General features: G+C 57.5%; 25 protein-coding genes and 1 tRNA gene. 8 read left to right on the forward strand and 18 right to left on the reverse strand.

Annotation, left to right across the window (positions count from 1 at the left end; genetic code table 11):
• The first annotated feature begins 30 nt into the window (after positions 1-30).
• Genes ABIE13_RS20130 through ABIE13_RS20140 form a run of 3 tightly spaced genes read left to right on the forward strand, consistent with a single transcriptional unit; the run spans position 31 to position 3,901 of the window.
• A complete protein-coding gene (locus tag ABIE13_RS20130) occupies positions 31-1,551 on the forward strand; it encodes an ArnT family glycosyltransferase (RefSeq protein WP_354446737.1) in 1,521 nt (506 codons plus the stop codon).
• A complete protein-coding gene (locus tag ABIE13_RS20135; protein WP_354447152.1) occupies positions 1,548-2,558 on the forward strand; it encodes an NAD-dependent epimerase in 1,011 nt (336 codons plus the stop codon). Before ABIE13_RS20130 ends, ABIE13_RS20135 begins: the two co-directional genes overlap by 4 nt.
• Entirely contained in the window at positions 2,555-3,901 is a 1,347-nt protein-coding gene (locus ABIE13_RS20140; RefSeq protein ID WP_354446739.1) for a UDP-glucose dehydrogenase family protein, read from the forward strand. Before ABIE13_RS20135 ends, ABIE13_RS20140 begins: the two co-directional genes overlap by 4 nt.
• A gap of 89 nt (positions 3,902-3,990) precedes the next feature.
• Here the strand turns inward: ABIE13_RS20140 and ABIE13_RS20145 are convergent, their stop codons facing one another.
• On the reverse strand, positions 3,991-6,690 hold the full coding sequence (locus tag ABIE13_RS20145) for a bifunctional acetate--CoA ligase family protein/GNAT family N-acetyltransferase (RefSeq protein WP_354446741.1): 2,700 nt from the start codon (positions 6,688-6,690) through the stop codon (positions 3,991-3,993).
• Positions 6,691-6,852: 162 nt separating this feature from the next.
• On the opposite strand from ABIE13_RS20145, the gene hemE reads away from it, so the two are divergent.
• The 3 genes from hemE to ABIE13_RS20160 all read left to right on the forward strand — a co-directional run bounded on the left by hemE (position 6,853) and on the right by ABIE13_RS20160 (position 11,114).
• Entirely contained in the window at positions 6,853-7,965 is a 1,113-nt protein-coding gene (gene hemE, locus ABIE13_RS20150) for a uroporphyrinogen decarboxylase (protein WP_354446743.1), read from the forward strand.
• 415 nt (positions 7,966-8,380) lie between these two features.
• Complete coding sequence (priA, locus tag ABIE13_RS20155) at positions 8,381-10,507, forward strand: replication restart helicase PriA (RefSeq protein WP_354446745.1); 2,127 nt, start codon at positions 8,381-8,383, stop codon at positions 10,505-10,507.
• Between the two features lie 193 nt (positions 10,508-10,700).
• Entirely contained in the window at positions 10,701-11,114 is a 414-nt protein-coding gene (locus tag ABIE13_RS20160; RefSeq protein ID WP_354446747.1) for a hypothetical protein, read from the forward strand.
• Between the two features lie 4 nt (positions 11,115-11,118).
• Here the strand turns inward: ABIE13_RS20160 and ABIE13_RS20165 are convergent, their stop codons facing one another.
• Positions 11,119-12,126 carry an AEC family transporter gene (locus ABIE13_RS20165; protein WP_354446749.1) on the reverse strand — a complete coding sequence of 336 codons (1,008 nt, stop codon included), beginning with the start codon at positions 12,124-12,126 and terminating at the stop codon, positions 11,119-11,121.
• 231 nt (positions 12,127-12,357) lie between these two features.
• On the opposite strand from ABIE13_RS20165, the gene ABIE13_RS20170 reads away from it, so the two are divergent.
• On the forward strand, positions 12,358-14,424 hold the full coding sequence (locus tag ABIE13_RS20170) for an ATP-dependent helicase (RefSeq protein ID WP_354446751.1): 2,067 nt from the start codon (positions 12,358-12,360) through the stop codon (positions 14,422-14,424).
• Between the two features lie 8 nt (positions 14,425-14,432).
• Positions 14,433-14,870 (forward strand): hypothetical protein, encoded by a 438-nt coding sequence (locus ABIE13_RS20175; RefSeq protein ID WP_354446753.1) that lies wholly within the window; start codon positions 14,433-14,435, stop codon positions 14,868-14,870.
• Positions 14,871-14,961: 91 nt separating this feature from the next.
• Here ABIE13_RS20175 and ABIE13_RS20180 read toward each other — a convergent pair whose 3' ends face one another.
• The 16 genes from ABIE13_RS20180 to rpsH form a co-directional block, all read right to left on the reverse strand.
• Positions 14,962-15,804, reverse strand: a complete 843-nt coding sequence (locus tag ABIE13_RS20180) for a TIGR03915 family putative DNA repair protein (RefSeq protein WP_354446755.1) — start codon at positions 15,802-15,804, stop codon at positions 14,962-14,964.
• A gap of 24 nt (positions 15,805-15,828) precedes the next feature.
• Positions 15,829-17,151 carry a putative DNA modification/repair radical SAM protein gene (locus ABIE13_RS20185; protein ID WP_354446757.1) on the reverse strand — a complete coding sequence of 441 codons (1,323 nt, stop codon included), beginning with the start codon at positions 17,149-17,151 and terminating at the stop codon, positions 15,829-15,831.
• Positions 17,152-17,493: 342 nt separating this feature from the next.
• Positions 17,494-17,570, reverse strand: a tRNA-Met gene (locus ABIE13_RS20190).
• A 22-nt stretch (positions 17,571-17,592) separates the two neighbouring features.
• The gene (gene rplQ, locus ABIE13_RS20195) at positions 17,593-17,985 is read right to left on the reverse strand and encodes a 50S ribosomal protein L17 (RefSeq protein WP_354446759.1); all 393 of its coding nucleotides are present in this window, start codon (positions 17,983-17,985) and stop codon (positions 17,593-17,595) included.
• Between the two features lie 301 nt (positions 17,986-18,286).
• Complete coding sequence (locus tag ABIE13_RS20200; RefSeq protein ID WP_028601642.1) at positions 18,287-19,279, reverse strand: DNA-directed RNA polymerase subunit alpha; 993 nt, start codon at positions 19,277-19,279, stop codon at positions 18,287-18,289.
• Between the two features lie 110 nt (positions 19,280-19,389).
• A complete protein-coding gene (rpsD, locus tag ABIE13_RS20205; RefSeq protein ID WP_354446761.1) occupies positions 19,390-20,013 on the reverse strand; it encodes a 30S ribosomal protein S4 in 624 nt (207 codons plus the stop codon).
• A gap of 141 nt (positions 20,014-20,154) precedes the next feature.
• Positions 20,155-20,559: a 30S ribosomal protein S11 gene (rpsK, locus tag ABIE13_RS20210; RefSeq protein ID WP_354446763.1), complete on the reverse strand. Its 405-nt coding sequence runs from the start codon at positions 20,557-20,559 to the stop codon at positions 20,155-20,157.
• A gap of 25 nt (positions 20,560-20,584) precedes the next feature.
• Entirely contained in the window at positions 20,585-20,950 is a 366-nt protein-coding gene (rpsM, locus tag ABIE13_RS20215; protein ID WP_354446765.1) for a 30S ribosomal protein S13, read from the reverse strand.
• A 32-nt stretch (positions 20,951-20,982) separates the two neighbouring features.
• Positions 20,983-21,096, reverse strand: coding sequence for a 50S ribosomal protein L36 (rpmJ, locus tag ABIE13_RS20220; protein WP_028820150.1), 114 nt, complete (start codon positions 21,094-21,096; stop codon positions 20,983-20,985).
• Between the two features lie 164 nt (positions 21,097-21,260).
• Entirely contained in the window at positions 21,261-22,574 is a 1,314-nt protein-coding gene (gene secY / locus ABIE13_RS20225; protein ID WP_354446768.1) for a preprotein translocase subunit SecY, read from the reverse strand.
• Positions 22,575-22,600: 26 nt separating this feature from the next.
• The gene (gene rplO, locus ABIE13_RS20230) at positions 22,601-23,032 is read right to left on the reverse strand and encodes a 50S ribosomal protein L15 (RefSeq protein WP_354446770.1); all 432 of its coding nucleotides are present in this window, start codon (positions 23,030-23,032) and stop codon (positions 22,601-22,603) included.
• A gap of 13 nt (positions 23,033-23,045) precedes the next feature.
• A complete protein-coding gene (gene rpmD, locus ABIE13_RS20235) occupies positions 23,046-23,231 on the reverse strand; it encodes a 50S ribosomal protein L30 (protein WP_354446772.1) in 186 nt (61 codons plus the stop codon).
• A gap of 14 nt (positions 23,232-23,245) precedes the next feature.
• Positions 23,246-23,767, reverse strand: a complete 522-nt coding sequence (gene rpsE, locus ABIE13_RS20240; RefSeq protein ID WP_354446774.1) for a 30S ribosomal protein S5 — start codon at positions 23,765-23,767, stop codon at positions 23,246-23,248.
• 17 nt (positions 23,768-23,784) lie between these two features.
• The gene (gene rplR, locus ABIE13_RS20245; RefSeq protein ID WP_354446776.1) at positions 23,785-24,150 is read right to left on the reverse strand and encodes a 50S ribosomal protein L18; all 366 of its coding nucleotides are present in this window, start codon (positions 24,148-24,150) and stop codon (positions 23,785-23,787) included.
• 11 nt (positions 24,151-24,161) lie between these two features.
• Positions 24,162-24,695 (reverse strand): 50S ribosomal protein L6, encoded by a 534-nt coding sequence (gene rplF / locus ABIE13_RS20250; protein ID WP_354446778.1) that lies wholly within the window; start codon positions 24,693-24,695, stop codon positions 24,162-24,164.
• 12 nt (positions 24,696-24,707) lie between these two features.
• Positions 24,708-25,103, reverse strand: a complete 396-nt coding sequence (gene rpsH, locus ABIE13_RS20255; protein ID WP_354446780.1) for a 30S ribosomal protein S8 — start codon at positions 25,101-25,103, stop codon at positions 24,708-24,710.
• Positions 25,104-25,120: the final 17 nt, after the last annotated feature.

Raw genomic sequence — 25,120 nt, forward strand, 5'->3', positions numbered from 1 at the left:
TACGATCCATGGTTGCCTTTCGATTGCCACATGAATCTTTCCCACCCGCAGAAGACGCAGCCTTTTGGCTCTGTCATAGCCCATCCACTCCTGTGGCTTTTGCTGCTGGCGGTTTCTCATGTGGCTGTGCGACTGGTGATTTCGCCTTCCCTGAAATGGGATGAGGCAGAGCAAATTCTTTGGTCTCAGAACCTGGCCCTGGGCTATGGCGCCCAGCCGCCGCTGTACACCTGGCTGCAATGGAGCCTGAACGCCGTGTTCGGGCCCAGCGTACTGGCCCTGTCGGTCCTCAAACATTCCGCCTTGATCCTGACCTATGTCCTGATGTGGGGTGCAGGGCGCGAACTGCTGGGTTCGCGCGGCGCCTGGTGGGCTTCGGCCAGCATGCTGTTGTTGCCCCCACTGGGGTGGTATTCCGTTCGTGATCAGACGCACTCCATCCTTGTGACCGCGATGACCTGCGCCGCCTGGTGGATGTTGTTTCGCTTGATCAAAAAGCCGCGCCCACGGGATTTCGCTCTGCTGGGGCTTGCATTTGGGGTTGGCATGCTGTCCAAATACAGCTATGCCCTAGTGGCAGGTGCGATGGTGCTGGCTGCCCTCTCTGTGCCCGAAGCACGGCGCGCCCTGTTCACTCATGGCTGGTGGTGGACCCCCATCGTGGCTGCTTTGGTATTTCTGCCCCATGCGAGCTGGTTGCTTTCGCACCTGCAGGAAGCGACCTCCGGAACCCTGAATAAGATGCAGATCCAGGCCGACCCTTCGCGGGCCAAAGGTCTTCTGAGCCTGCTGACCAGCTTGCTTGGTGTGTTGCTGCTGTGGATCCTGGTGGCCTTCTGGGCCTTTCGTTCCAGCTGGTGGAAAGCCACTGCCGTCACCGCACCCTCAGTTACCTGGGCCTTGCCGCTGTTCAAGCGCTATCTGGGGCTGGTCGCTCTGGCATTGCTGGCCATGGTGTTGATAGGAGGCGTGACCAATTTCAGGGAACGCTGGCTGCTTCCGCTGCTGTGCGCAGTGCCGTTGATGGCCTTCGCGGTCCGTCCAGACTTGCAGCAACATCCACGCGCAGGCCGGTATACCCAGGCCGTGACTGTCATTGCCTTGCTGCTGCTGGTGGCTGCGGGCGGCCGGCTGTGGTTCGGCTACATACGCGGCAATGCCGATGAACTCAACCACCCGGTTCTCGAGCTGGCCAGCACCTTGCGCGAGGCGGGCTACGACGGCCAAAGTCCCATTATCGCTGCAGACCATATGCTCGCTGGCACCTTGCGCACACGGTTTCCGCAAGCGCATGCTCAGTCCTGCACAAGCTCTGATGACCAAGACATTACGGCGTGCGTCACCGAGGCTGTCAAGCAGGCCCAAAGGGCTGGCCAAGGCTATCTGCTGATCTCGCGCGCAGACCGCCTTGACCCCGATTGGTGGAGCCGGGCACAAAGCCGATTACCGCCCCAGGCTGTGCTGGGCGTGAAGCTGCCCTTCCATCAGCTAAGCACCCTGCCACCGGCACACTATCAGTTCGCATGGCAACCCGCGAGAACCACCCCGTGAGCGAAATACTGGTCACCGGCGCAGCCGGATTCATTGGCATGCACGCCTGCGAGCGCTTGCTCGCCCTCGGACATTCAGTCGTCGGCATCGACAACCTGAACGCCTATTACGACGTTGGCCTGAAAGAAGCCCGGCTGGCGCGTCTTGCCGCGCACCCGAGGTTTTCCTTCGAACGCATGGACGTCGCTGACCGCGAGGCCATTGCCACCTTGTTTGAGCGCGTGCGGCCTCATCGTGTACTGCATCTGGCTGCCCAGGCGGGTGTTCGCTATTCCTTGGAAGCCCCACACGCCTATGTGGACTCCAATCTCGCCGGCTTCGTGAATATTCTGGAAGGCTGCCGTGCCTTTCCAGTAGAGCACCTTGTGTATGCCAGTAGCTCCAGCGTTTACGGAGGCAATAAAAAGCTGCCGTTTTCAGAGCGCGATGCCGTGGATCACCCCATCAGTCTGTACGCTGCCACCAAGCGTGCCAATGAACTGATGGCGCATACCTACAGCCATTTGTTCGGCTTTCCGGCGACAGGATTGCGCTTTTTCACCGTGTACGGACCATGGGGCCGCCCCGACATGGCGCTCTTCAAGTTCACCCGCTCAATCCTGGCTGGGGAATCCATCGATGTCTATGGGCACGGGAAGCTCATGCGCGACTACACTTACATCGATGACATCGTTGAAGGCGTCATGCGGGTGCTGGACAAACCCGCTACCGCCGACCCCCAATACGATGCCCAGGCGCCGAACCCGTCCACAGGAGCGGCTCCGCATCGCGTTTTCAACATTGGCAACAGCACGCCTACGGTGTTGACCGATTACATCGGCGCGCTCGAGTCTGCGCTGGGCATCAAGGCTATACAGCGCTTGCTGCCGGAACAGCCGGGCGACATGCACAGCACAGCTGCCGACACGACGGCACTTGCTGAATGGGTTGGCTTTGAGCCCGCCACGCCGGTCAAGGTCGGTGTGGCACATTTCATCAATTGGTATCGGGATTTCCATCACATATGAAAGTCAGCGTTTTCGGCACCGGCTATGTCGGTCTGGTTCAAGGAACCGTGTTAGCCGACGTGGGCCATGACGTCATCTGCATTGATATTGACGAGGCCAAGGTCGCCGGGCTGAAAGCCGGCGAAATTCCAATCCATGAACCCGGCCTGGCGCCGCTGGTGCTGGAAAACCAGGCCGCTGGCCGTTTGCGCTTCACCACGAACGCGGCAGAAGGCGTGGCGCATGGCGAGCTGATTTTTCTGGCCGTGGGGACACCGCCTGACGAAGACGGCAGCGCTGACCTGAAGCACGTCCTGGCAGTGGCGCGCACCATTGCCCGTTACATGGACGGACCACGCACACTGGTCAACAAATCGACCGTACCCGTTGGCACGGCCGATCGCGTGGCCGCTGCGGTGCGCGAGGTACTTCAAGAGCGCGGTGTGGACTATCCCTTCGACGTGGTCTCCAACCCAGAGTTTCTCAAGGAAGGCGCTGCGGTTGCGGACTGCAAGCGGCCAGACCGCATCGTGATCGGAACTGACAGCCCTGCCGCTGAAGCCCGGTTGCGTGAACTGTATGCGCCATTCAACCGCAATCACGACAAGATTGTGGTGATGGACATCCGAAGTGCCGAGTTGACCAAGTACGCGGCCAACGCCATGCTGGCCACGAAGATCAGCTTCATGAATGAGATCGCCAACCTGGCTGAACGCCTGGGCGCCGACGTTGAAGCTGTCCGCCGCGGCATTGGCAGTGACCCCCGCATTGGCTACCACTTCATCTATCCGGGCCTGGGCTACGGTGGAAGTTGCTTTCCCAAGGACGTCAAGGCGCTGATCCATACAGCCCGCAGCACGGACTTTTCACCTGAGTTGCTGCTGGCTGTCGAGCGGCGCAATGAAGCCCAGAGGCGCGTTCTTTTCGACCGCATCAACGCTTTCTATGGTGGTGAATTGAAGGGCAAGGTGGTGGCACTGTGGGGCCTGGCTTTCAAACCCAACACGGACGACATGCGAGAGGCTCCCAGCAGGTCACTGATGGAAGCGCTTTGGGCTGCGGGTGCGCGGGTGCAAGCCCATGATCCGGTTGCGATGCAAGAGGCCAGCCGGGTCTATGGCGAACGCAGCGACCTGGTTCTGGCCGCCACGCCAACCGCAGCGCTTGAAGGGGCCGATTGCCTGGCCATCGTCACGGAGTGGCAGACATTCCGTGTTCCGGATTTCGCGCAAATGGCCCATCTTCTGAAAGACCGCATGGTGTTCGATGGCCGCAACCTGTACGACCCCGCCTTGCTGGCTCGCCATGGGCTGGGCTACTCGTCGATTGGCCGAGCCGCGCAAGATCCCGCCCAACAGGTCTGATGCCTTGAATCACATGCAACTGATCAGCCTGACCCGGCCGATCAGCGGGCAAGCCAGAGAGCGGATGTCTCATCCATGCCGCAACGCGCTCAAAGTTCGTGCGTGACCAGCCTGAAATCCGGGTCGTCTGCATAGGCCTTCACCGAGAAACCCAAGCTCTGCATGAGCTTGAGCATGGCGCCGTTATGGGTCAGGACCAGGCCCATCATCTCCTGCAGGCCTTTGTCACGCGCTACTTCCATGATGCCGCGCATCATTCTGGTGCCCAGCCCCTGGCCCGCGAAGGCATCATCGACCACCAGTGAGAACTCGCAGCTGGTTTGATCTGGATTGGTGATGTAGCGCGAGACCGCGATGAATCGTTCTGTGATTTCCTTCTGCCCGGCTTCTCCCATCTTTTCTTGCTTGATGACGGCGCACAACGCCATTTCACGGTCGTAGTCGATCAGCGTGAAGCGAGAAAGCATGCCGGGGGGAAGCTCGGCCATGCTGGAGACGAACCTGAAGTAACGGCTTTCAGGAGACAGCCGCTTGGTGAACTCCTGCAGCATCTCGGCATCCCCAGGCCAGATCGGACGTACCGTGTATTCGCCCCCTCCCCTCAGTGGCCACACCTGCTGGTAGTGCGCCGGGTAAGGCAGGATCGCCAGATGCCCATAGTTTTGCCCGCGCACTCCACCCATTGACACTGAACCTGGGGCATGGCCCACGACGATACGCGCATCCACTACGACGGCACCCGATTCGTCAACGATGATGGGGTTGATATCCATCTCCCGCAACTGGGGCAATTCACACACCATTTCTGACACGCGCAGCAAGACCTGTTCCAAAGCCTGCATGTTCACTGCAGGTGCGCCGCGCCACTCGCCCAAAGTCTCCGATACGCGTGCACGCTCAATCAGCCGGTGGGCCAAAAACTGATTGAGAGGCGGCAGCTCCATGGCGCTGCCTCCCATGAGCTCGACCAAAGTACCTCCGGCGCCAAAGGCCATGACTGGACCAAAGGGATCGTCGGTGACGACACCGATATACAGCTCTCGGCCGCGGCGTGCCTTGGCCATGGCCTGCACCGTGATCCCGTTGACGTGGGCGTCTGGCCGTGCACGGGCCACGTTGGCCATGATGTCGTGGTAAGTGTCGCGCACGGCGGTTGCATTCATCACATTCAATGCAACTCCGCCCACATCACTTTTATGGGCGATGTCAGGCGAATCTATCTTCAAGGCCACCGGGAAACCCTGCTGCGTAGCGATCATCATCGCTTCGTTGGGATTGCGCGCCAGGTTGGTGGGAGTCACTGGAATGTGAAACGCGGCCAGCAAGGCCTTGGATTCCATCTCCGTCAGAGTCTGGCGGCGCTCTGCCAGCACGCCTTCAATGAGAAGCCGTGCACCTTCCGCATCCGGTGCGGCCAGTTGCGTCAGGGGGGGTGGCGTCTGGCGCAGAAGCTGCTGGTTCTGGTAGAAGCTGGCAATATTGCTGAAAGCTCCTACTGCCGCCTCAGGCGTACGGAAGGTGGGAATCTGCGCATCGGCCAACAGTGTTCGCGCCGTCCCCACTGAAGCGTCTCCCATCCAGCAACTGACCAAAGGCTTGGATAAGCGAGGCCGCGCTTCAACCAGAACACGGGCAATCGCCTCAGCGTCACTGCCCCACTTGGGGGAATAGATGACCAGCGCACCATCGATGTCCTTGTCACTCATGGCCGCTTCAAGTGCAGCCCGATAGTGCTCAGGCTGCGCGTCTTCTGTCACGTCAATCAGATCCACCAGCGACGCGTTTGCGGGCAATTGGCTCCATAGAGTCTTGGCATTTTCTTCCGAGAGCACGCCAAGCTTCAGACCAATTTCACTCACCCAATCGGCCGCCAGAACGCCAGGGCCACCTCCATTCGTGACAATGGCCAGGCGCTTGCCCACGGGACGATAACGAGAAGCCAGGCATTTGGCCGCGGAGAACAACTGCACAAAAGAGCGGACCCTCACCGCACCAGCTCGGCGCAACGCGGCATCGAACACCTCATCGCTGCCGACGATGGCACCAGAGTGCGTTTGCGCAGCGACATTGCCCGCGAGCTTACGCCCCGATTTGAGGATAACCACCGGCTTGCTGCTGGCCGCAGCGCGCAACGCGCTCATGAATCGCCGTGCGTTGGAGATGCCCTCCAGATACACCAAAATGGCTTGGGTGTTGCGGTCGCCGGCCAGAAAATCCAGCATATCAGCGACTTCCAGGGCGCTATGCGGCCCCACACAGACCACACTGGAAAAACCCACGCGGTTCTGGCGTGCCCAATCCAGGATGGACGCGGTAAGCGAGCCTGATTGAGCCACCAGGGCCAACTGACCGGGCGCCGCGATCGGCCCCAGGGTGCTGGCGTTCAAATGCCGCGAAGGTCTCTGAAAACCCTGGCTATTTGGCCCCAGAAGCATCACGCCATGCCGCTGGGCGGTACGTGCCATATCGGCAGCCAACTGCGCGCCCACACCCGCGGACAGAATTAGCGCGGCTTTGCATTTGATGCGACCGGCCAGCTCCAGCGCGGCCAGAATCTCTTCCGGCTGCAAGGCGATGATGGCCAGATCGGCACGCGCCTGCGCCAGATCTCCCAGAGTGCCGGTCGTCTTGGTGTTGAGCTCAGTCACTACGCCGTCAAAGGCCTGTGCACGAAAACCGGCGAGCAACGCCCTCGCATGGGGTGCCAGACCTTGAGTATCGCCCTCTTCGCCCGAGAAGAGAACGATGGACCGTGGATCGAAAAGAGGACTAAGGTAATGCTGATCCATAGCGATTTTTTGTTGCCGGGCCGCCCCAAAACAAAAAGTGCCCCCTCCGGGGGGCAGCGGACCACGCGAAGCGGGGAAGCGTGGGGGTGTTTTTTTGAAACCCAACGGGAAAACCCTTATTTTGCGCTCCAAAACGATTGCGCAGGCTGAGACAATACAGATATGAGCTTCGCCCCTTTGCAAAACAACACCTTTCTGCGCGCCTGTCTGGGACAGGCGACGCCTCATACCCCCATCTGGTTGATGCGCCAGGCCGGACGGTACCTGCCCGAATACTGCGCGACGCGGGCCAAGGCTGGCAGTTTCATGGGACTGGCCACCAACGTCGACTACGCCACTGAAGTCACGTTGCAACCGCTTGCACGGTATCCGCTCGATGCGTCCATTCTTTTTTCTGACATCCTGACCGTGCCGGACGCCATGGGCCTTGGCCTCTCATTCGCTCAAGGCGAAGGTCCGAAATTCGAACGCACTGTGCGCGACGAAGCAGCCGTGGCCCAACTGGCTGTGCCAGACATGAACAAGCTTCGCTACGTATTCGATGCGGTCACATCCATTCGCAAGGCGCTGAACGGGCGCGTACCGTTGATCGGTTTTTCGGGCAGCCCCTGGACATTGGCCTGCTACATGGTCGAGGGCGGTGGGTCGCAAGATTACCGGGCCGTCAAGACACTGATGTACGCCCGTCCAGATCTGATGCACCGTATTTTGTCCATCAACGCCGATTCGGTGGCGGTCTATCTGAATGCTCAGATTGATGCCGGGGCTCAAGCCGTCATGATCTTCGATAGTTGGGGCGGTGTCCTGGCGGACGGCGCATTCCAGGCCTTCAGTCTGGCGTACACAAAGCGCGTGCTGTCTCAGCTCAAGCGTACAGGCGCCGACGGTGAAGTGGTCCCCCGCATTGTGTTCACCAAGGGGGGCGGCCTGTGGCTGTCTCAGATGCAATCGCTGGATTGCGAGGTACTGGGCCTGGACTGGACAATGAATCTTGCCACTGCCCGCGCCATCGTCTCCGAAGGGCCAGAAGCCAGCCGCAAGGCGTTGCAGGGCAATATTGACCCCAACGTGCTGTTCGCCCCCCCGGAAGCCATCCGCGCGCAGGCACGGGCTGTTCTGGACAGCTTTGGCAAGCCGCACACCGGTTCGGGATCCGGCTCTACGCACATCTTCAATCTGGGGCACGGCATCAGTCAATTCACCCCTCCTGAGCACGTGAGTCATTTGGTGGACGAAGTGCACAGTTACTCCAAACAAATGCGCTCGGGCCTTTGATCTCGGCACGGACATCTGCATGGAACGCTGATCTGTTTGCCGCTTTGTTTCCCATCCAAATCCACGCTTGGCCTGAAATCCTTACTTACCGCGGATTGGCAAGTCAAGCAAATTTGCGTGCAATAAAGCAAAAAAAGGGGACTTGGCCACTTTACTTATGCACAAAAATCAGATCGATCCGCGAAAGACATGAGCATCGTTGGGGCGACCACCGCTTTTCTCTAAGTTATTGATTTATATAAAAAATAGAATGGTGCTTTTTTGACAGGCAGGCTAGCGAACCCCTTGATTTGCAAGGCCTCCAAGGGTTTCAACAGTGGTTTTCCACAAAGTTATCCACAGAAATTGGGCATGACTGTTAAACCTCAGTTAAAACAAGCACTTAACGCCATCATTAGATGTTGATTGGAGCAACTTGACGAGCGAATCGCATTGGCTGGCGGTGGCCGTGGCGACGCCCGCACACAGCGGGATAGGCACACCCTTGACCTATCGCAGTGCGCAAGCTTTGGCTCCGGGCACGCTGGTACGGGTGCCTCTGGGCACCCGAGAGGTCCTGGGCGTCGTCTGGTCTGAGCTGCCCGAGCCAGAACCCAACCTGGCCAAGTCAGCGCGAGAAATAGCGGGCACACTGGGCGACCTCCCCCCTCTGGACGAGCAATGGCGCGCCCTGATGTCGTTCGCTGCACGCTACTACCAGCGAGCCCTGGGCGAAATAGCGCTGGCTGCCCTGCCACCGCAGCTGAGAAATTTGAATGCCACACAGATGGCACGCCGCCTGAAGCGAAAAAGCGCCTCCAAAGGGCATCAGAATCCAGAGGAAGCCATAGCTCGGAAGGAGCTTTCCAATGAGCAGGCCAACGCTCTGCTCCAGATCGAGGAAAAAAGCGGGCCCTTCCTGCTGTTCGGAACGACCGGCAGCGGCAAGACCGAGGTGTACATGCGCGCCGCCGAGCGCGTAATGACCCGTGATGCCCATTCTCAAGTGCTGGTGCTGGTACCAGAGATCAACTTGACTCCGCAACTGGAAGCACGTTTCATAGAACGCTTTGGGGCGGATGCCGTCGTTTCCATGCACAGCGGGCTCACACCTGCGCAGCGGCTGGCGGGTTGGCTTGCCGCGCACACAGGTCAAGCGCGCATCGTTTTGGGAACGCGCATGGGGGTACTGGCTTCCATGCCCCATCTGGCGCTGATCGTGGTCGACGAAGAGCACGACCCTAGCTATAAACAGCAGGAAGGTGCGCGGTACTCCGCGCGAGATCTGGCCATCTATCGCGGAAGGTTGTTGAACGCCAAGGTCATTTTGGGTTCCGCTACGCCTTCTCTGGAGAGCTGGGAAGGAAGTCGCCCCACCGAGGAAGGTGGACCAGGGCGGTATCTGCGGTTGGCGATGCCGCTGCGCATAGGTGCGAGTGGGTCAGGTTCTGGCATGCCGCGGGTGCGGCGTGTCGATATGGGCCGACAACCACGAGGAACCTTGATAGCGCCCCCTCTTCTGAACGCCATAGAGGAACGCGTGGGGCGCGGCGAGCAGGCTTTGTTGCTGCTCAATCGTCGCGGATACGCGCCCGTATTGCACTGCGCCGACTGCGGCTGGAAAAGTGAATGTCCGTATTGCAGCGCCTACCGGGTTTTCCACAAGATTGACCGTACGTTGCGATGCCATCACTGCGGTTTTACCGAGCGGGTGCCCCGAGCATGCCCCTCGTGCGGCAACGTGGATATAGGCACCATAGGACGGGGTACGGAGCAACTGGAAGAACACCTGGCACAGCTGCTTGAGCCACTGGCCAGACCAGATGGCACCCCCGTGCGTGTCGCGCGGATCGACGCAGACTCCACCCGAGGCAAAGGCTCTCTGGAAACCCAGTTGGCTCAGGTCCACGCGGGCGAGGTGGACGTTCTGGTGGGCACACAGATGATTGCCAAAGGCCATGATTTCCGGCGAGTGACGCTGGTGGCGGCCATCAATCCTGATGCGGCTTTGTTTTCCAGCGATTTCCGGGCACCTGAGCGTCTGTTTTCATTGCTGCTGCAGGCAGCAGGCCGTGCCGGCCGCGATGCAAGCGTTGCAGCCGCGAGTGAAATGTGGGTTCAAACCCACCATCCATCGCATCCGCTCTACGAAGCACTGAAAGCGCACGACTACCCCAGCTTCGCCGAAAGTCAGCTACTGGAGCGCGCACAGGCGGGGTTGCCTCCCTTCGCCCATCTGGCTTTGCTGCGCGCAGATGCCCGCAGCCAAGAGGCTGCGCAGGCCTTCTTGAAGGAAGCGGCCCAGACAGCTCAAAGTGCTTTGGCAGAAGACGGCCACCTGAGCAGCTCCTTAGTGGAAACGACGTGGTATCCCCCTGTACCCATGGCGGTGCAACGTGTGGCGAATATCGAACGTGCACAGATGCTCATCGAAAGCCAGTCTCGGTCCGCCTTGCAAAGGGTTCTGGCTGCATGTCAACCTCTGCTGCACCAATTGCGATCCGCACCCGAACACCGCGGCATTGTGCGCTGGGCAGTCGATGTCGACCCCCTGGCGGTCTAGGAGGCTATCGGACTTGGAGCGCCGATAGCCTCCCAGAGTTTCAATAGTCCTGTCTCAAGCATCCTTCTGCAACTACCCACAGTTTGGCGGGCCTCTGTCTGACACGGAGCGTACGGCCCCCCTCTTACAGTACGTCATCGGCTCAGCCGACGTGGGGATTTTTCTATCTCCCATGCCAAGCGAAGGAGTTGCTATGAAGAAAAAGATTCTTGTTCTTGCTGCCCTGGTGGGTTCCATGACCTTTCCAGCGTTGGCTCAATCTGATATGACGACCAGTCAAACCAATCTGGACCCACGTGCAGCAGCTCAGGAGCGGCGTGCAGCTACAGCGAAAGGTCAGCTGGCTTCTGTGACTGCTGATCAAGCTCGGACCAATGGCTTGCTGCGTTGTGCCAATCTTCCCGACTTTTACAAAGTTGATTGTGAAGCGCGTGTCAATGGGCAGGGTGAAGTTTCAGGCAGCGTCGTTGGAGGCGGCCTGATCAAGGAAAGCGTGACTCAGGTGTCGCCGGATGAGTTGCGCAACGCTCCGCGCATTGAACTCAAGCCCCAACCCGAGACGCCTATGCCGTCACAACCACGGTCACGCAGAGCGACACAACGCTAAGCAACTAGCGGGCGCTTGGCTGCGCCTGCGTGGCGGGCAAACCGACATATACGCTGGACACGGCGGAAAAGGTTAAAAAAGCCACACAAGTAGACCAGAGGATGATGCGAGCGATGCGACCATTGCTCGCGCCAAATCTCTCCGCCAGCAGCGACACGTTGCTGGCGCTTGGCAGTGCTGCGGTAAGCACGAGCGATGCCAGGATCTCCCCACGCAAGGCTCCGGCCTTGACTGCTGCACTTCCCAAGCCGAAGATCATTAGCGGATGCGCCAGCAGCTTGCAGGCTACCATCCAACCCACATCTTTGAGCTGCCTGGTCTGAACATCGCGATGATCAGCCTGCATCTGGGAGCGTGCCAGCACGGCCCCAATCGTAAACAGCGCCACGGGCGAAGCGGCATTTCCCAACAGGCTGACGGTCTGCGATACAGGCTGCCAAAGGCGTATTTCCAGAGCGCCGGACATAGCGCCCAGCAAAATTGCCCACGGCATAGGATTTCTCAGCACGCCTTTCAATGCGCGCCCTGCGGCCTTGAATGCACCGCTTTCTCCAGCCGCACCCCATTGCGATAGACCAATGCAGACCGAGGTGGTCACCGCCAAATCGATCAATAAGGTCGACATGACCGGGCCCACTGCGCTTTCGCCTAGCAAGGCCAGAATCAGCGGCACACCCATGAAACCGGAATTCGGAAATGCAGCGACCAGCGCCCCCATGGCTGCATCGGGCCAAGTTGCACCGCGATTTCTCCCCAGCCAAGCTGCAAATGCAACGACAAGACTGGCGGCACAGAGCCACAACACGCAGATGACTGGATCCAAAAGCTGACCGATGGGCGTGGAATTGCCAAAGCGATACAACATGCACGGCAATGCAAAATACAGCACGAACATATTGAGCCCAGCCACGGCGTCCAATGGCAGAAGGCGCGAACGCGCGGCCGTATAGCCGCAAAGCACCAGTGCAAAGAACGGCAGCGTGACGGCGAAGATGTGGGCTAAGGCGCTCATGATTTCCGGAACCGGGCTACTGATGATGCCATCCCGCGATGTGAATCGTCACTCGGTATGATCGGAGAGCTCAAGATTTTTCCGCGGCCCCCCTCTCCTATCATGTTCACGATGTACTCGGGGTTGCATTAGCGCCGTGGCACTGGTCACACAGGTAGAGTCCAAAAGCGACCCGACTGGATCGTCAATACATTCTGAGGGCCATTCCGGGCCGTTTTCATTTCCTTCCGCATGTCCGTCGCCAGCTTAAACCTAGCCCAGCAAGACGCTGTCAACCATCTACGAGGCCCCTGCCTGGTCCTTGCAGGTGCAGGCTCGGGTAAAACGCGCGTCATCACACAAAAGATCGCTCGCTTGATCCAGACGGGTCTGGACCCGAAGCGGGTGGCCGCTATCACCTTTACCAATAAAGCCGCCAGCGAAATGCGCGAACGCGCGCGCGATCTGATCGGAAAAGCCGCAGGTGAGGTGCTTATCTGTACCTTCCACGCCTTAGGCGTTCGCCTGCTGCGTGAGGACGGCGCCGCCATGGGCCTGAAGGCGCAGTTCAGCATTCTGGATAGTGATGAATGCCTGAGCCTCTTGAAAGACTGCGGCACGACCACGGACGCTGCCACTGCCCGGCAATGGCAATGGACCATCAGTCGCTGGAAAAACGAAGGTTTGACGCCTGAACAGGCTATGGAGCAAGCCACCAGCGAGAGCGAACGAGAAATCGCGCGCCTGATGGTTCTCTACCACGAGCGTCTGACCGCCTACCAGGGCGTCGATTTCGATGATTTGATCGGCATGCCGCTGCGTATGTTGAAAAATCACGATGCCGTCAGAGAGAGATGGCAACAGCGTCTTGGACATGTCCTGGTGGATGAATATCAAGACACCAACGCTACTCAGTATGAACTGCTGAAGCTGCTGGTCGGCACCGAAGGTAACTTCACTGCCGTGGGAGACGACGACCAGAGCATCTACGGCTGGCGAGGTGCGACTCTCGACAACCTCAAGCGTTTGCCGCTCGATTACCCTCGACTCAAAGTCATCAAGCTGGAGCAAAATTACCGCTCCACCAGCGCTATCTTGCGGGCCGCCAACAATGTGATCGGTCCCAATCCCAAGCTCTTCCCGAAACGCCTTTTTTCGGAACTGGGAGAAGGTGAGCCTGTACGCGTGGTCGACTGCGACCATGAAATGCATGAATCTGAACGCGCCTCTGCACGCATTCAGAGCTTGCGAGCCTCCTCCGTACAAAAGGAATGGCGTGACTTCGCCATTCTCTACCGGGCCAACCACCAGGCCAGGCTGTTTGAACAGGCGCTCAGGCGCGCTCAGATTCCCTACAAGGTCTCTGGTGGCCAAAGCTTCTTTGATCGGGCCGAGATCAAGGACCTCTGCTCCTGGTTTCGGCTATGGATCAACGAAGACGATGATCCCGCCTTCATGCGTGCGATCACGACGCCCAAACGAGGCATCGGCCATCAGACCATGGCGCAACTGGGCGATCTGGCAACCAAGTACCGCCTGAGCCTGTTTGGCGCGCTGTTCTCCAACTCGCTCGGCGGGGTTCTTTCTGCGCGCGCTGTGGGAAGCCTGCAGGAGTTTGGCCGCTTCGTGAATGATTTGCAGCACAGAGCCAAGCACACCATAGGAGAAGAAGCTGCCAAAGCTTTCCTGACTGACTGGCTCAAGGACATCGGCTACGAAAAGTACCTCTACGACGCTGAAGAAAGCGAAAAGCTCGCCGCGGCGCGTTGGAGCAACGTGCTGGACTTTTGCGAATGGATGGCCGGCCGCTGCGGTGGGCGTATCGATGACGCGGCCGGTGCCAGTGGAGGCAGTGACAGCAAAAGCTTGCTGGAAGTAGCGCAAACGATCTCGCTGCTCTCCACCTTGAGCGAACGCGAACAAAACCCGAATGTCGTCACGCTTTCCACCCTGCACGCCTCCAAGGGCCTCGAATGGCCTCACGTGATCCTGGCCGGCGTGAATGAGGGATTGCTGCCCTTTCGCGCGGACGAAGAAGCCCCGGCAGAAGCCATTACGGCCCGGATCGAGGAAGAAAGGCGGCTGATGTATGTAGGCATCACGCGCGCGCGCCAAACCCTGGCAGTCAGTTGGACCCGGCGCCGAAAAAAAGGGCGAGAAATTATTGCAGCCCAACCCAGCCGATTCATCGCGGAGATGGCTCTTGACAAAGGCACCGCAAGAGAAGATCCGCGCGAGAAATTGAAGGCGCTCAGGGCAGAGTTTGCGCTCAAGGCCGCCATCACCGAACAAGCCGCGCAGGCGGCTTCCAAAGAATGACCACCCTGATGAGAAACACGCTTTCTTTGCTTTTGGCTTGTATCTTGCCCACATTAGCGCTCGGACAAGAGGCCGAGAAACCCGTGTCTGCAACGCAGCGCTGCGCCCCCGCAAAAACATTCAAAGCTCCCCAGCTCTACGGTGCGTGGCGAATAGAACTTCCAGCCGTCAAACAGACCGGCAGCATGACATTGCGCCAGCACCCCGAATTCACCGAAAGCCTGCGCGGTGAGCTGCGCTATGGCGACACGCAATCCATCGCCTCGGGGGACCTGGAGGAAGGTGAATTCAACCTTGATGAGTCCAGCGACCGCATAGGTATCACAGCCATCTGGACAGGAAAGCTCGTGGAGAACTCCTGCGGCAAGGAAATTCGTGGCGAGTGGCAGGATTCGCGAAAAGGCATCACCAGCCCCTTCATTTTGCGCCGGGAATCTGGCTGGTAATCAGGGCTGACCGGTGACCTCAGTTAGGAGGCCGGGCCGATGGTGCGTGCCGGTTCCCGGGCAGCTCAGGCCTCAGCCAGCGCCCCAAAAATCACTGCCGCTCGGCCCCGTGAATCAAGCCTTCGATCAACGCAGCTTCGGGAAGATTTTTCCAATAGCGTCGTGGCATTTTCTGGGTCAACGCCGAGGCTTTTAGACGATTCGGGTTGAAGGTGCTGCGGTAGTAGGCCAGCCAAAGCTCTGCGCCTGCATCTGGCGGCGGAAGTGATGCCTGGGTATTGCCGGTCGATTCGGTCAGTTCGCTGGTGTTCCAATGCAGGCCCAGTTCCGGCGCCAGAATCATCCAGTGCATATTGGGAAATCTCTTGGTGAAAAATGGAGCGACTGCCCTGATGATGTGATGGTCAGGCTCGAACCAGGCCACATGCAGATCCGGCAAACCGTCGCCGCGCTGTAGAGGCTGAAAACGCACAAACGCATGCATTCTGTGAATCTCGTGCGCCACCGCGATCTTCATCTTTTCAATGCGGCGCCAATCGGCATCCAGCGCATCTGCCGCGTCGATTTCGCCCCATTGGCACCTTTGCAGCCAGCGGTAGATGAGTTCGTACCTGTGCGGATGTTGATGGAGGCTCGCGCAGGCGCAGATATCCATGGCGCTGCGCGGAATTCGCAAAGGAGAGCCCACACCTGGCCCTAATCCGTTGCGCAGACTATCTTGCGCGGGAAAATAATCGACCAGCCGCTCTGCGGCGATGGCTGTCGACATGCCATCGTCCAACAACAAGGATGCAGATGTATCAGATTTACCTCTGCCAGGGTAGGTCCAGTGGATTGAGTCCCATGGAACGTGACAGGTCAGCAAGTGACGGGCAGCTTGTCTGAAAGACTCCCAAGCGTCGCTGGATGGCAGTTCAATCGTCCATGGCTTCATGTTGAGCGAATTGATGCGCGCGAATTAGAAGAGGCTGGCCTGCGCAGCCGATTCCACCTGCAAACCTGCATGTTTGAGCGTTGCTCGACTGGCCGTTTGAGCCATTAAGAGCCGTGAGCGAAGTTGCGGATCGTCCAACGTAGTGTGTGGATGATGATCGGCCACTTCGACAAAGGGCCGAACCTTGTCCAAACGAATCCGAAGCTTGGCCAGATCGCCCAGGCGCAGGGAGCGTGTCCGGCGCGCACGAAGAAGTACATCCACTGACTTGGCGCCCAGGCCGGGTACACGCAAGATGTCTTCCCGTGAGGCCGTATTCAAATTTACAGGAAACCGCTGACGTTGCTGGAGCGCCCATGCCAATTTGGGATCAAGTTCCAGATCCAGCATGCCATTTCGCAGGCTTTCGCGGATTTCTGACACCGCGAACCCATAATTTCGAAGCAACCAGTCGGCCTGATAGAGCCTGTGTTCGCGCATCATCGGTGGCTGCCCAAGGGGGAGCATGCTCGGGCTTTCAGGAATGGGACTGAACGCCGAATAATAGACACGACGCAATTGATGGCTGGTATAGAGATTGGAGCTGACCTGCAGGATCTGGTTGTCGTCACTCGCATCTGCACCCACGATGAGCTGAGTACTTTGTCCGCCCGGAGCAAACCGGGGTGCAGCCGCCCTGCGAACCCCACGCCCGCCCGGTAGCGATTGGACGCGGTCTTGGTTAGCGGCCCTTTCCACCACGCTTTCTTGCACTTTGCTGGCAATCTCACCCATTGAATGATGAATGGTTGCAAGCGACTTCTCAGGCGCGAGCTTTTCAAGGCTGCCCTGACTAGGTAGCTCTATGTTGATGCTGAGCCGGTCTGCAAACAAGCCCGCCTGCGCAAGCATCTCGGCAGATGCTTCGGGGATGGCTTTGAGATGGATGTAGCCACGAAAATCGTGAACCTGGCGCAAGTCTCTCGCGACCCGCACGAGTTGCTCCATCGTGTAATCTGCGCTTTGAATGATCCCGCTGGAAAGGAACAGACCTTCAATCAGATTGCGACGATAGAAGTCCAGCGTGAGATGAACCACCTCATCGACGTCAAAGCGTGCCCTTCGCACGTTGGAGCTTTTGCGGTTGATGCAATACTGGCAGTCGTAGATGCAGAAATTCGTGAGCAGGATCTTCAGCAGCGAAACGCAGCGGCCATCTGGTGTGTAGCTGTGGCAAATGCCGGTGCCGTTGGCGGAACCCATGCCACTCCCGCCTAACGAATCGCGATTCTTCACGCCACTGGACGCACAACTTGCGTCGTATTTGGCTGCATCAGCCAGTAGGCTGAGCTTCTGACGTATTTCCATGATGTTCTGGACCCGAGGCAGATGGCCCGCGACCTGCAGGCAAAATACTGTATAAATAGACAGTTATTTGTATTCTACGGTCCAACATCAAATTCTGGATGCAACTTTACGCAGCGATACTTTTACGGAGTATCTCGTATGCATCGGTTGAGCGTCTGTGCAGCGCCTTATTGGCAAGATTGGTGATACCGCGCAGCTAATACTTGTGAAAGCGGCTTGCAAACCACGTTCTGGACCCGTGTCGCTTTTTTTTATGCCGCTGAATGTTTTATCACCAGCGAAAATGATCGTATTTTGAGCGGGCATAAAAAAAGCCCGCTGAGTTCAGCGGGCTTTTCAAATTGGTTGCGCGAGAAGGATTTGAACCTCCGACCTTTGGGTTATGAGCCCAACGAGCTACCAGACTGCTCCATCGCGCGGTAAGCTTTAGATTATAGCCTATTATTTGGCTTCTTGATTTTCTTCTGAAGAAATTTCTGGGCGATCCACCAATTCAACAAACGCCATAGGCGCGTTGTCGCCGACGCGGAAACCCATTTTCAGAATACGTGTGTAACCACCTGGACGCGCATTGAAGCGAGGACCCAGATCGTTGAACAATTTTTTGACGCTGTCGTCATCACGCAGACGGGCAAAAGCCAGACGGCGGTTAGCCACAGTGGACTCTTTAGCCAGGGTGATCATAGGTTCGATCACGCGGCGCAGTTCCTTGGCTTTAGGCAGCGTAGTTTTGATGGCCTCGTGCTCGATGAGCGAGTTCATCATGTTGCGCAGCATTGCCTGACGGTGGGCGCTGGTGCGGTTAAGTTTGCGAAGGCCGTTGCCGTGACGCATGGTGCTATTCCTTTTTAAATTACCTTATATGAGGCCGCCGGATCAGGTACGGCCCCTGCACTGCGTGCGCTTTGACTCGCTTTTCATTTCGTTGGCCCGGACACCCCACTGTGGTAGAGGCAGATACCGAGACTTCGAATAAGCGGCTGATGCGCATTTTTTCAAAACCCCACCATACCTGGCAAAGCTCTGAATAGCCTTCGATTATACAACGAAAAACGGGGTTTTTCAACCCCGTTTTCAAAGTACGCCTGCCGCAAGACAGGCGCTATCTCAGGCTAAGCCAGAGATCTGGCTTGAACTACCTTTTATCCAGGCCCGAAGGAGGCCAGTTTTCCAGTTTCATACCGAGGGTCAAGCCGCGAGACGCCAACACTTCCTTGATCTCGTTAAGAGACTTCCGGCCCAGGTTGGGAGTCTTGAGCAACTCGTTCTCGGTGCGCTGAATCAGGTCGCCGATGTAGTAGATGTTTTCAGCTTTCAAGCAGTTCGCAGAGCGCACGGTCAGTTCGAGCTCGTCCACAGGACGCAGCAGGATCGGATCGAAACGTTCGCTGCCACCACGTTGAGCAGGCTGATCGAAAGCAGCCAGTTCGCTGCCTTCCAGTTGTGCGAACACCGCCAACTGTTCCACCAAAATCTTGGCAGATGCGCGCACTGCATCTTCTGCAGTGATGGCGCCGTTGGTTTCGATCTCAACAACCAGTTTGTCCAGGTCGGTGCGCTGCTCCACGCGTGCGCTGTCGACGGTGTAGCTCACGCGCTTGACTGGCGAGAACGAGGCATCGAGAACAATACGGCCAATGGACTTGGTTGTTTCGTCAGCGTAACGGCGCATCGTGCCGGGCACATAACCACGGCCTTTTTCGACCTTGATCTGCATGTCCACTTTGCCGCCTTGCGACAGAGTGGCAATCACGTGCTCGGGGTTGATGATTTCGACATCATGCGGGGTCTGGATATCAGCAGCAGTCACCACGCCTTCGCCTTCTTTACGCAGGCTCAGGGTGACTTCGTCGCGGTTATGCAGCTTGAACACAACGCCTTTGAGGTTCAGCAAGATGTTGACGACATCTTCCTGCACACCATCAATGGTGGAGTATTCGTGCAGCACGCCTGCAATCGTGACCTCGGTAGGCGAATAGCCGACCATCGACGACAGCAGCACACGGCGCAGGGCATTGCCCAGAGTGTGACCGTAGCCACGCTCGAATGGCTCGAGGGTGACCTTGGCTTTGTTGGGCCCCAAGGGCTCGACGTTGATGGCTTTTGGTTTCAGCAGTTGGGTTTGCATTCTCTAGACTTCCTCTCAATACCCCCGGCTCGTTACACCGGTAAGGCTGGTGAAGCGCCAAACCCGCCGGGACGGCGGGTTGGAACAAGGGTGAACTAAAACCGCAAGAATCAGCGCGAATAAAGTTCGACGATCAGCGATTCGTTGATATCAGCGCCAAACTCATCACGATCAGGCACTTTCTTGAAGGTGCCTTCGACTTTGTCGACATTGACCTCGACCCAAGCTGGCATACCCACTTGGCCAGCCAATTGCATGGCTTCCTGAATGCGAGTTTGCGTCTTCGACTTTTCACGCACAGCCACTACGTCTCCGGTCTTGACCAGGTACGAAGGAATATTGACTGGCTTGCCGTTGACGGTTACAGCCTTGTGCGACACCAGCTGACGCGCTTCAGCGCGAGTGGAACCAAAGCCCATACGGTAGACGACGTTGTCCAGGCGGGACTCCAGCAAGAACAGCAGGTTGGCGCCAGTGTTGCCACGGCGGCGGTCAGCTTCTTCGAAGTAGCGGCGGAATTGCTTTTCCAGCACGCCATACATGCGCTTGACCTTCTGCTTTTCACGCAGTTGCAGACCGTAGTCTGAAGTGCGTTGGCCGGAAGTGCGACCATGCTGACCCGGTTTGGAGTCGAATTTGGCTTTGTCGCTGATGGAGCGGCGTGCGCTCTTCAGGAACAGATCAGTGCCTTCACGGCGGGAGAGTTTGGCCTTAGGGCCGAGATAACGTGCCACTTGAACTTCCTTCTTGCTTCATCTTCCGCATTCAACCCGATTGGCTGAACCGCGGGAGCCGCGACTCTGGAGAGTCACGGCGGTGGGCTTGGGTTTAAAAACACAGCCTCCCGTTTTGACACAGGAGACAAGTACCTGTAATTAGATACGACGACGCTTTTGTGGGCGGCAGCCGTTGTGTGGCACTGGCGTCACATCAGAAATCGAGGTGATGCGAATGCCCAGTGCGGCCAAAGCGCGCACTGAGGACTCACGACCCGGGCCTGGGCCTTTGATCTCGACGTCAACGTTCTTGATACCTTGTTCGATAGCAGCGCGACCCGCCACTTCGGAAGCCACCTGAGCTGCAAAAGGCGTCGACTTACGCGAACCTTTGAAGCCTTGACCACCAGACGATGCCCAGGACAACGCGTTGCCTTGACGATCAGTGATGGTGATGATGGTGTTGTTGAACGAAGCGTGCACGTGTGCAATGCCATCCGAAATGTTCTTACGGACTTTCTTGCGTACGCGCTGCGCGGCGTTATTGGCGGGTGATTTGGCCATATTGAACCTTCTTCAATCCTAGAGCTTATTTTTTCAGCGACTGCGCTGCCTTGCGCGGACCTTTGCGGGTACGAGCGTTAGTGCGCGTACGCTGGCCGCGCATAGGCAGGCCGCGGCGATGGCGGAAGCCGCGGTAGCAGCCAATGTCCATCAAGCGCTTGATGTTCATCGTCGTTTCGCGACGCAGGTCGCCTTCGATGATGAATTGTGCGATCTGGTCGCGAATCTTTTCCTGGTCCCCATCCGTCAGATCCTTGATCTTCTTGGAGTAAGGGATGCCGCAAGCCTCGCAGATCATGCGAGCGCGTTGCCGACCAATACCAAAAATAGCGGTCAGGCCAATTTCAGCGTGCTTGTGCGGCGGAATGTTGATACCAGCAATACGTGCCATGTTCTATCCTCTGACGATTCTGATGAGCGGCATCAACCTTGACGCTGCTTATGGCGTGGATCAGTGCAGATCACGCGAACCACGCCTTTACGGCGGATGACTTTGCAGTTACGGCAAATTTTCTTGACCGAAGCTGAAACTCTCATTTCATTCTCCTAAAACTTTTCAATTCACTGGCGCCTATTCAACGCGAAACGCTATTTGTATCTGGCAAAGACTTCAGGGTAACTACCGCTGCTGCATTTGCACCAGGAAGCCCAGATCGGTTTTTATTTACCTGGATCTCGGTTTCCCGGGGTCGGACACTGGTTTAAAGCGTCGTCTTGAAATTGGCTTTCTTCAATAACGATTCATACTGCTGCGACATCATGTAGTTTTGAACCTGGGACATGAAGTCCATGGTCACGACCACAATAATCAGCAAGGAAGTGCCGCCAAAATAGAACGGTACGTTGTAGCGCAGAATCAGGAACTCAGGCAGCAGACAAACCAACGTGATGTAGATTGCGCCAGCCAATGTCAGGCGAACCAGGATCTTGTCGATGTATCTAGCCGTTTGGTCACCCGGGCGAATGCCTGGGATGAAAGCTCCGCTCTTTTTCAAGTTATCTGCAGTTTCCCGGCTGTTGAACACCAGGGCAGTGTAGAAAAAGCAGAAGAATATGATCGCTGCTGCATAAAGCATCACGTAGATCGGCTGACCAGGTGACAACGTAGAGGCAATGTCCTTCAACCAACGCATGGAGTCACCGGTGCTGAACCAACCCACGACAGTGGCCGGCAGCAAGATGATCGACGACGCGAAGATCGGAGGAATGACACCAGCCATGTTCACTTTCAGGGGCAGGTGAGACGATTGACCGCCATACACCTTGTTGCCTACTTGACGCCTGGCGTAGTTCACGAGGATCTTGCGCTGACCGCGCTCCATGAACACGACGAAGTAAGTAACACCTGCAACCAACACGACTATGAACAGCGCCACGACGATGCTCATCGCACCAGTTCGCACCAGCTCCAGCAATCCACCAACAGCACTAGGCAAACCAGCTGCGATACCTGCAAAAATCAGGATCGAAATGCCGTTACCCAGACCGCGCTCCGTGATCTGCTCGCCAAGCCACATGAGGAACATGGTGCCTGCCGTAAGACTGACCACTGCAGTCAGGCGAAAGCCAAAGCCTGGGTTGATCACCAAACCTTGAGAAGCTTCCAGTGCCACCGCAATACCCAGAGACTGGAATAGTGCGAGACCCAACGTGCCATAACGCGTGTACTGCGTGATTTTTCGCTGGCCGGACTGGCCTTCTTTCTTCAACTGTTCGAATGCTGGCAGCACGTAGGTCATCAGCTGCATCACGATCGAAGCCGAGATGTAAGGCATGATGCCAAGCGCAAACACGGTAAACCGCGAGAGCGCACCGCCAGAGAACATGTTGAACAGGTTCAGGATTCCGCCCTGCTGACCTTCAAACAGCTGACGAAGCTGGTCGGGGTTGATGCCGGGCACAGGAATGTGCGCGCCAAGCCGGTAAACGACCAGCGCGAGCAGCAAAAATACCAGCCTACGGCGAAGATCGCCGTATTTTCCGGTCTTTGCTATTTGCGGTGCGCTGGTGGCCACTACTCAAACACTTTCAGAAAAAGCGATCAAGCCAGCGAGCCGCCAGCAGATTCGATGACCGCCTTGGCGCCAGCCGTCGCACCGATACCGGTCAACTTGACAGCTTTTGTCAGTTCGCCCGATTTGATGACTTTAACGACTTTAACCAACTCGCCCACAAGACCTGCTTGCTTGAGTGCCAGCATGTCGACTTCGGCTGCGCCAAGGCGCTCGAGATCGGACAGAGTCACTTCTGCATTGAACTTGAGAGTACGCGACTTGAAGCCACGCTTAGGCAAACGACGTTGCAGAGGCATTTGACCGCCTTCGAAGCCTACCTTGTGGTAGCCACCCGAACGCGATTTTTGACCTTTATGACCACGGCCTGCGGTCTTTCCCAGACCGGAGCCGATCCCGCGGCCCACACGCCGACGAGGGCGCTTGGAGCCTGACGAGGGCTTGATGCTATTGAGTTCCATCACCGGATCCTCTTCAAACGATTTTGACTAGGTAGTCGATCTTGTTGATCATCCCGCGGACTGCAGGAGTATCTTCGAGTTCGCTGACGCTATTGACTTTGCGCAGGCCCAGGCCACGCACAGTAGCGCGGTGAGATTCCTTGCAGCCGATGGGGCTGCGAACCAGCTGGACCTTAACGGTTTTTTGTGGAGTTGCCATGTTTGTGCTCCAGATCAGGCGAAGATGTCTTCGACCGACTTACCACGCTTGGCCGCTACTTGGGACGGAGTCGTGCAGTGTTTGAGTGCGTCCAAAGTGGCGCGCACCATGTTGTACGGGTTGGAAGTGCCATGGCTTTTGGCCACGATGTCGGTGATGCCGACCACTTCGAACACTGCGCGCATTGGACCGCCCGCGATGATACCGGTACCGCGAGGAGCCGGTGCCATCATGACGACTGCGGCGCCGTGATGGCCCGTGACGTTGTGATGAATGGTGCCATCGCGCAGAGAGACTTTAGCCAGGTTGCGACGAGCTTCTTCCATCGCTTTTTGCACTGCAGCTGGCACTTCTTTTGATTTGCCTTTGCCCATGCCCACGCGGCCATCGCCATCACCAACCACTGTCAATGCTGCGAAACCCATGATACGGCCGCCCTTGACCACTTTGGTCACGCGGTTGACCGCGATCATCTTTTCGCGCAGACCGTCCTCCGGACCGTCGCCTTGCGCTCTTGCCTGAAATTTAGTAGCCATTTTTCTGTCCTGCCCGATTAGAACTGCAGACCTGCTTCACGCGCGGCTTCGGCCAAAGCCTTGACGCGACCGTGATAGGCGAAGCCTGCGCGATCAAATGCCACCGACTCAACGCCAGCAGCTTTAGCGCGTTCAGCAATACGCTTGCCGACTTGCTGTGCTGCGGCAGCGTTGCCGCCTTTGCCGGAACCACCCAGAGCCGTGCGCATTTCGCTTTCGGCTGTAGAGGCAGTCGCCAGGACTTTGGCGCCGTCGCCAGAAATGACGCTGGCATAAATGTGCAGATTGGTGCGGTTCACCGTCAGGCGAGCCACGCCTTTGGTGGCGATGCGGATACGCGTCTGGCGTGCACGGCGAAGACGCTGCTCTTTCTTGCTCAACATGATGCAGGTCCTTATTTCTTCTTGGTTTCCTTGATCACGACTTTTTCATCCGAATAACGGATGCCTTTGCCTTTGTAAGGCTCAGGAGGACGTGATGCGCGGATTTCAGCTGCGATCTGACCAACGCGCTGACGATCAGCGCCCTTGACGACGATCTCAGTCGGAACCGGAGTGGCCACCGTGATGCCAGCAGGCATCTCGAAGTTCACCGGATGAGAGAAACCAATCGATAGATTCAGTTTGCTGCCGCTGGCTTGAGCGCGGAAACCCACGCCGACCAGTGTCAGTTTCTTCTCGAATCCCTTGCTTACACCCACCACCATGTTGTTCACCAGCTGACGCATGGTGCCACTCAGGGCGTTTGCTTCGCGTGACTCATCGACGGGGGCAAAAGACAATTTGCCGCCTTCCGAAGAGACCTTGACCAGAGCGTTAGGCACGAGCTTGAGCTCAGTACCGCCACCTTTGACAGTGATCAGCTCGTCTTTGATAGACACATCAACGCCTGCGGGGACGTTAACGGCCATTTTTGCAATACGTGACATTCAGACTTCTCCTTACGCCACGTAGCAGAGCACTTCACCACCGACACCGGTAGCACGTGCTTTGCGATCGGTCATGACGCCCTGGGGAGTGGTGACAATCGCCACGCCCATGCCGTTCATTACCTGCGGCAGATTGCCACGGCCTTTGTAGACACGCAGGCCAGGACGGCTCACGCGCTCGATACGCTCGATGACCGGACGGCCAGCGTAGTATTTCAAGGAAATCAGCAGCTCAGACTTACCGCCTTCGCTCTTTACCTCGAATCCATCAATATAACCTTCGTCCTTCAGCACTTGGGCAATAGCCACCTTCACTTTGGAAGAAGGCGCGGACACGGTCTGCTTAGCCACCATCTGCGCATTGCGGATGCGGGTCAACAGATCGGCAATGGGATCACTCATGCTCATCTTGTTACTCCTGCCGA

Source organism: Ottowia thiooxydans, assembly GCF_040548795.1.
Classification (GTDB): Bacteria; Pseudomonadota; Gammaproteobacteria; order Burkholderiales; family Burkholderiaceae_C; genus Ottowia; species Ottowia thiooxydans_A.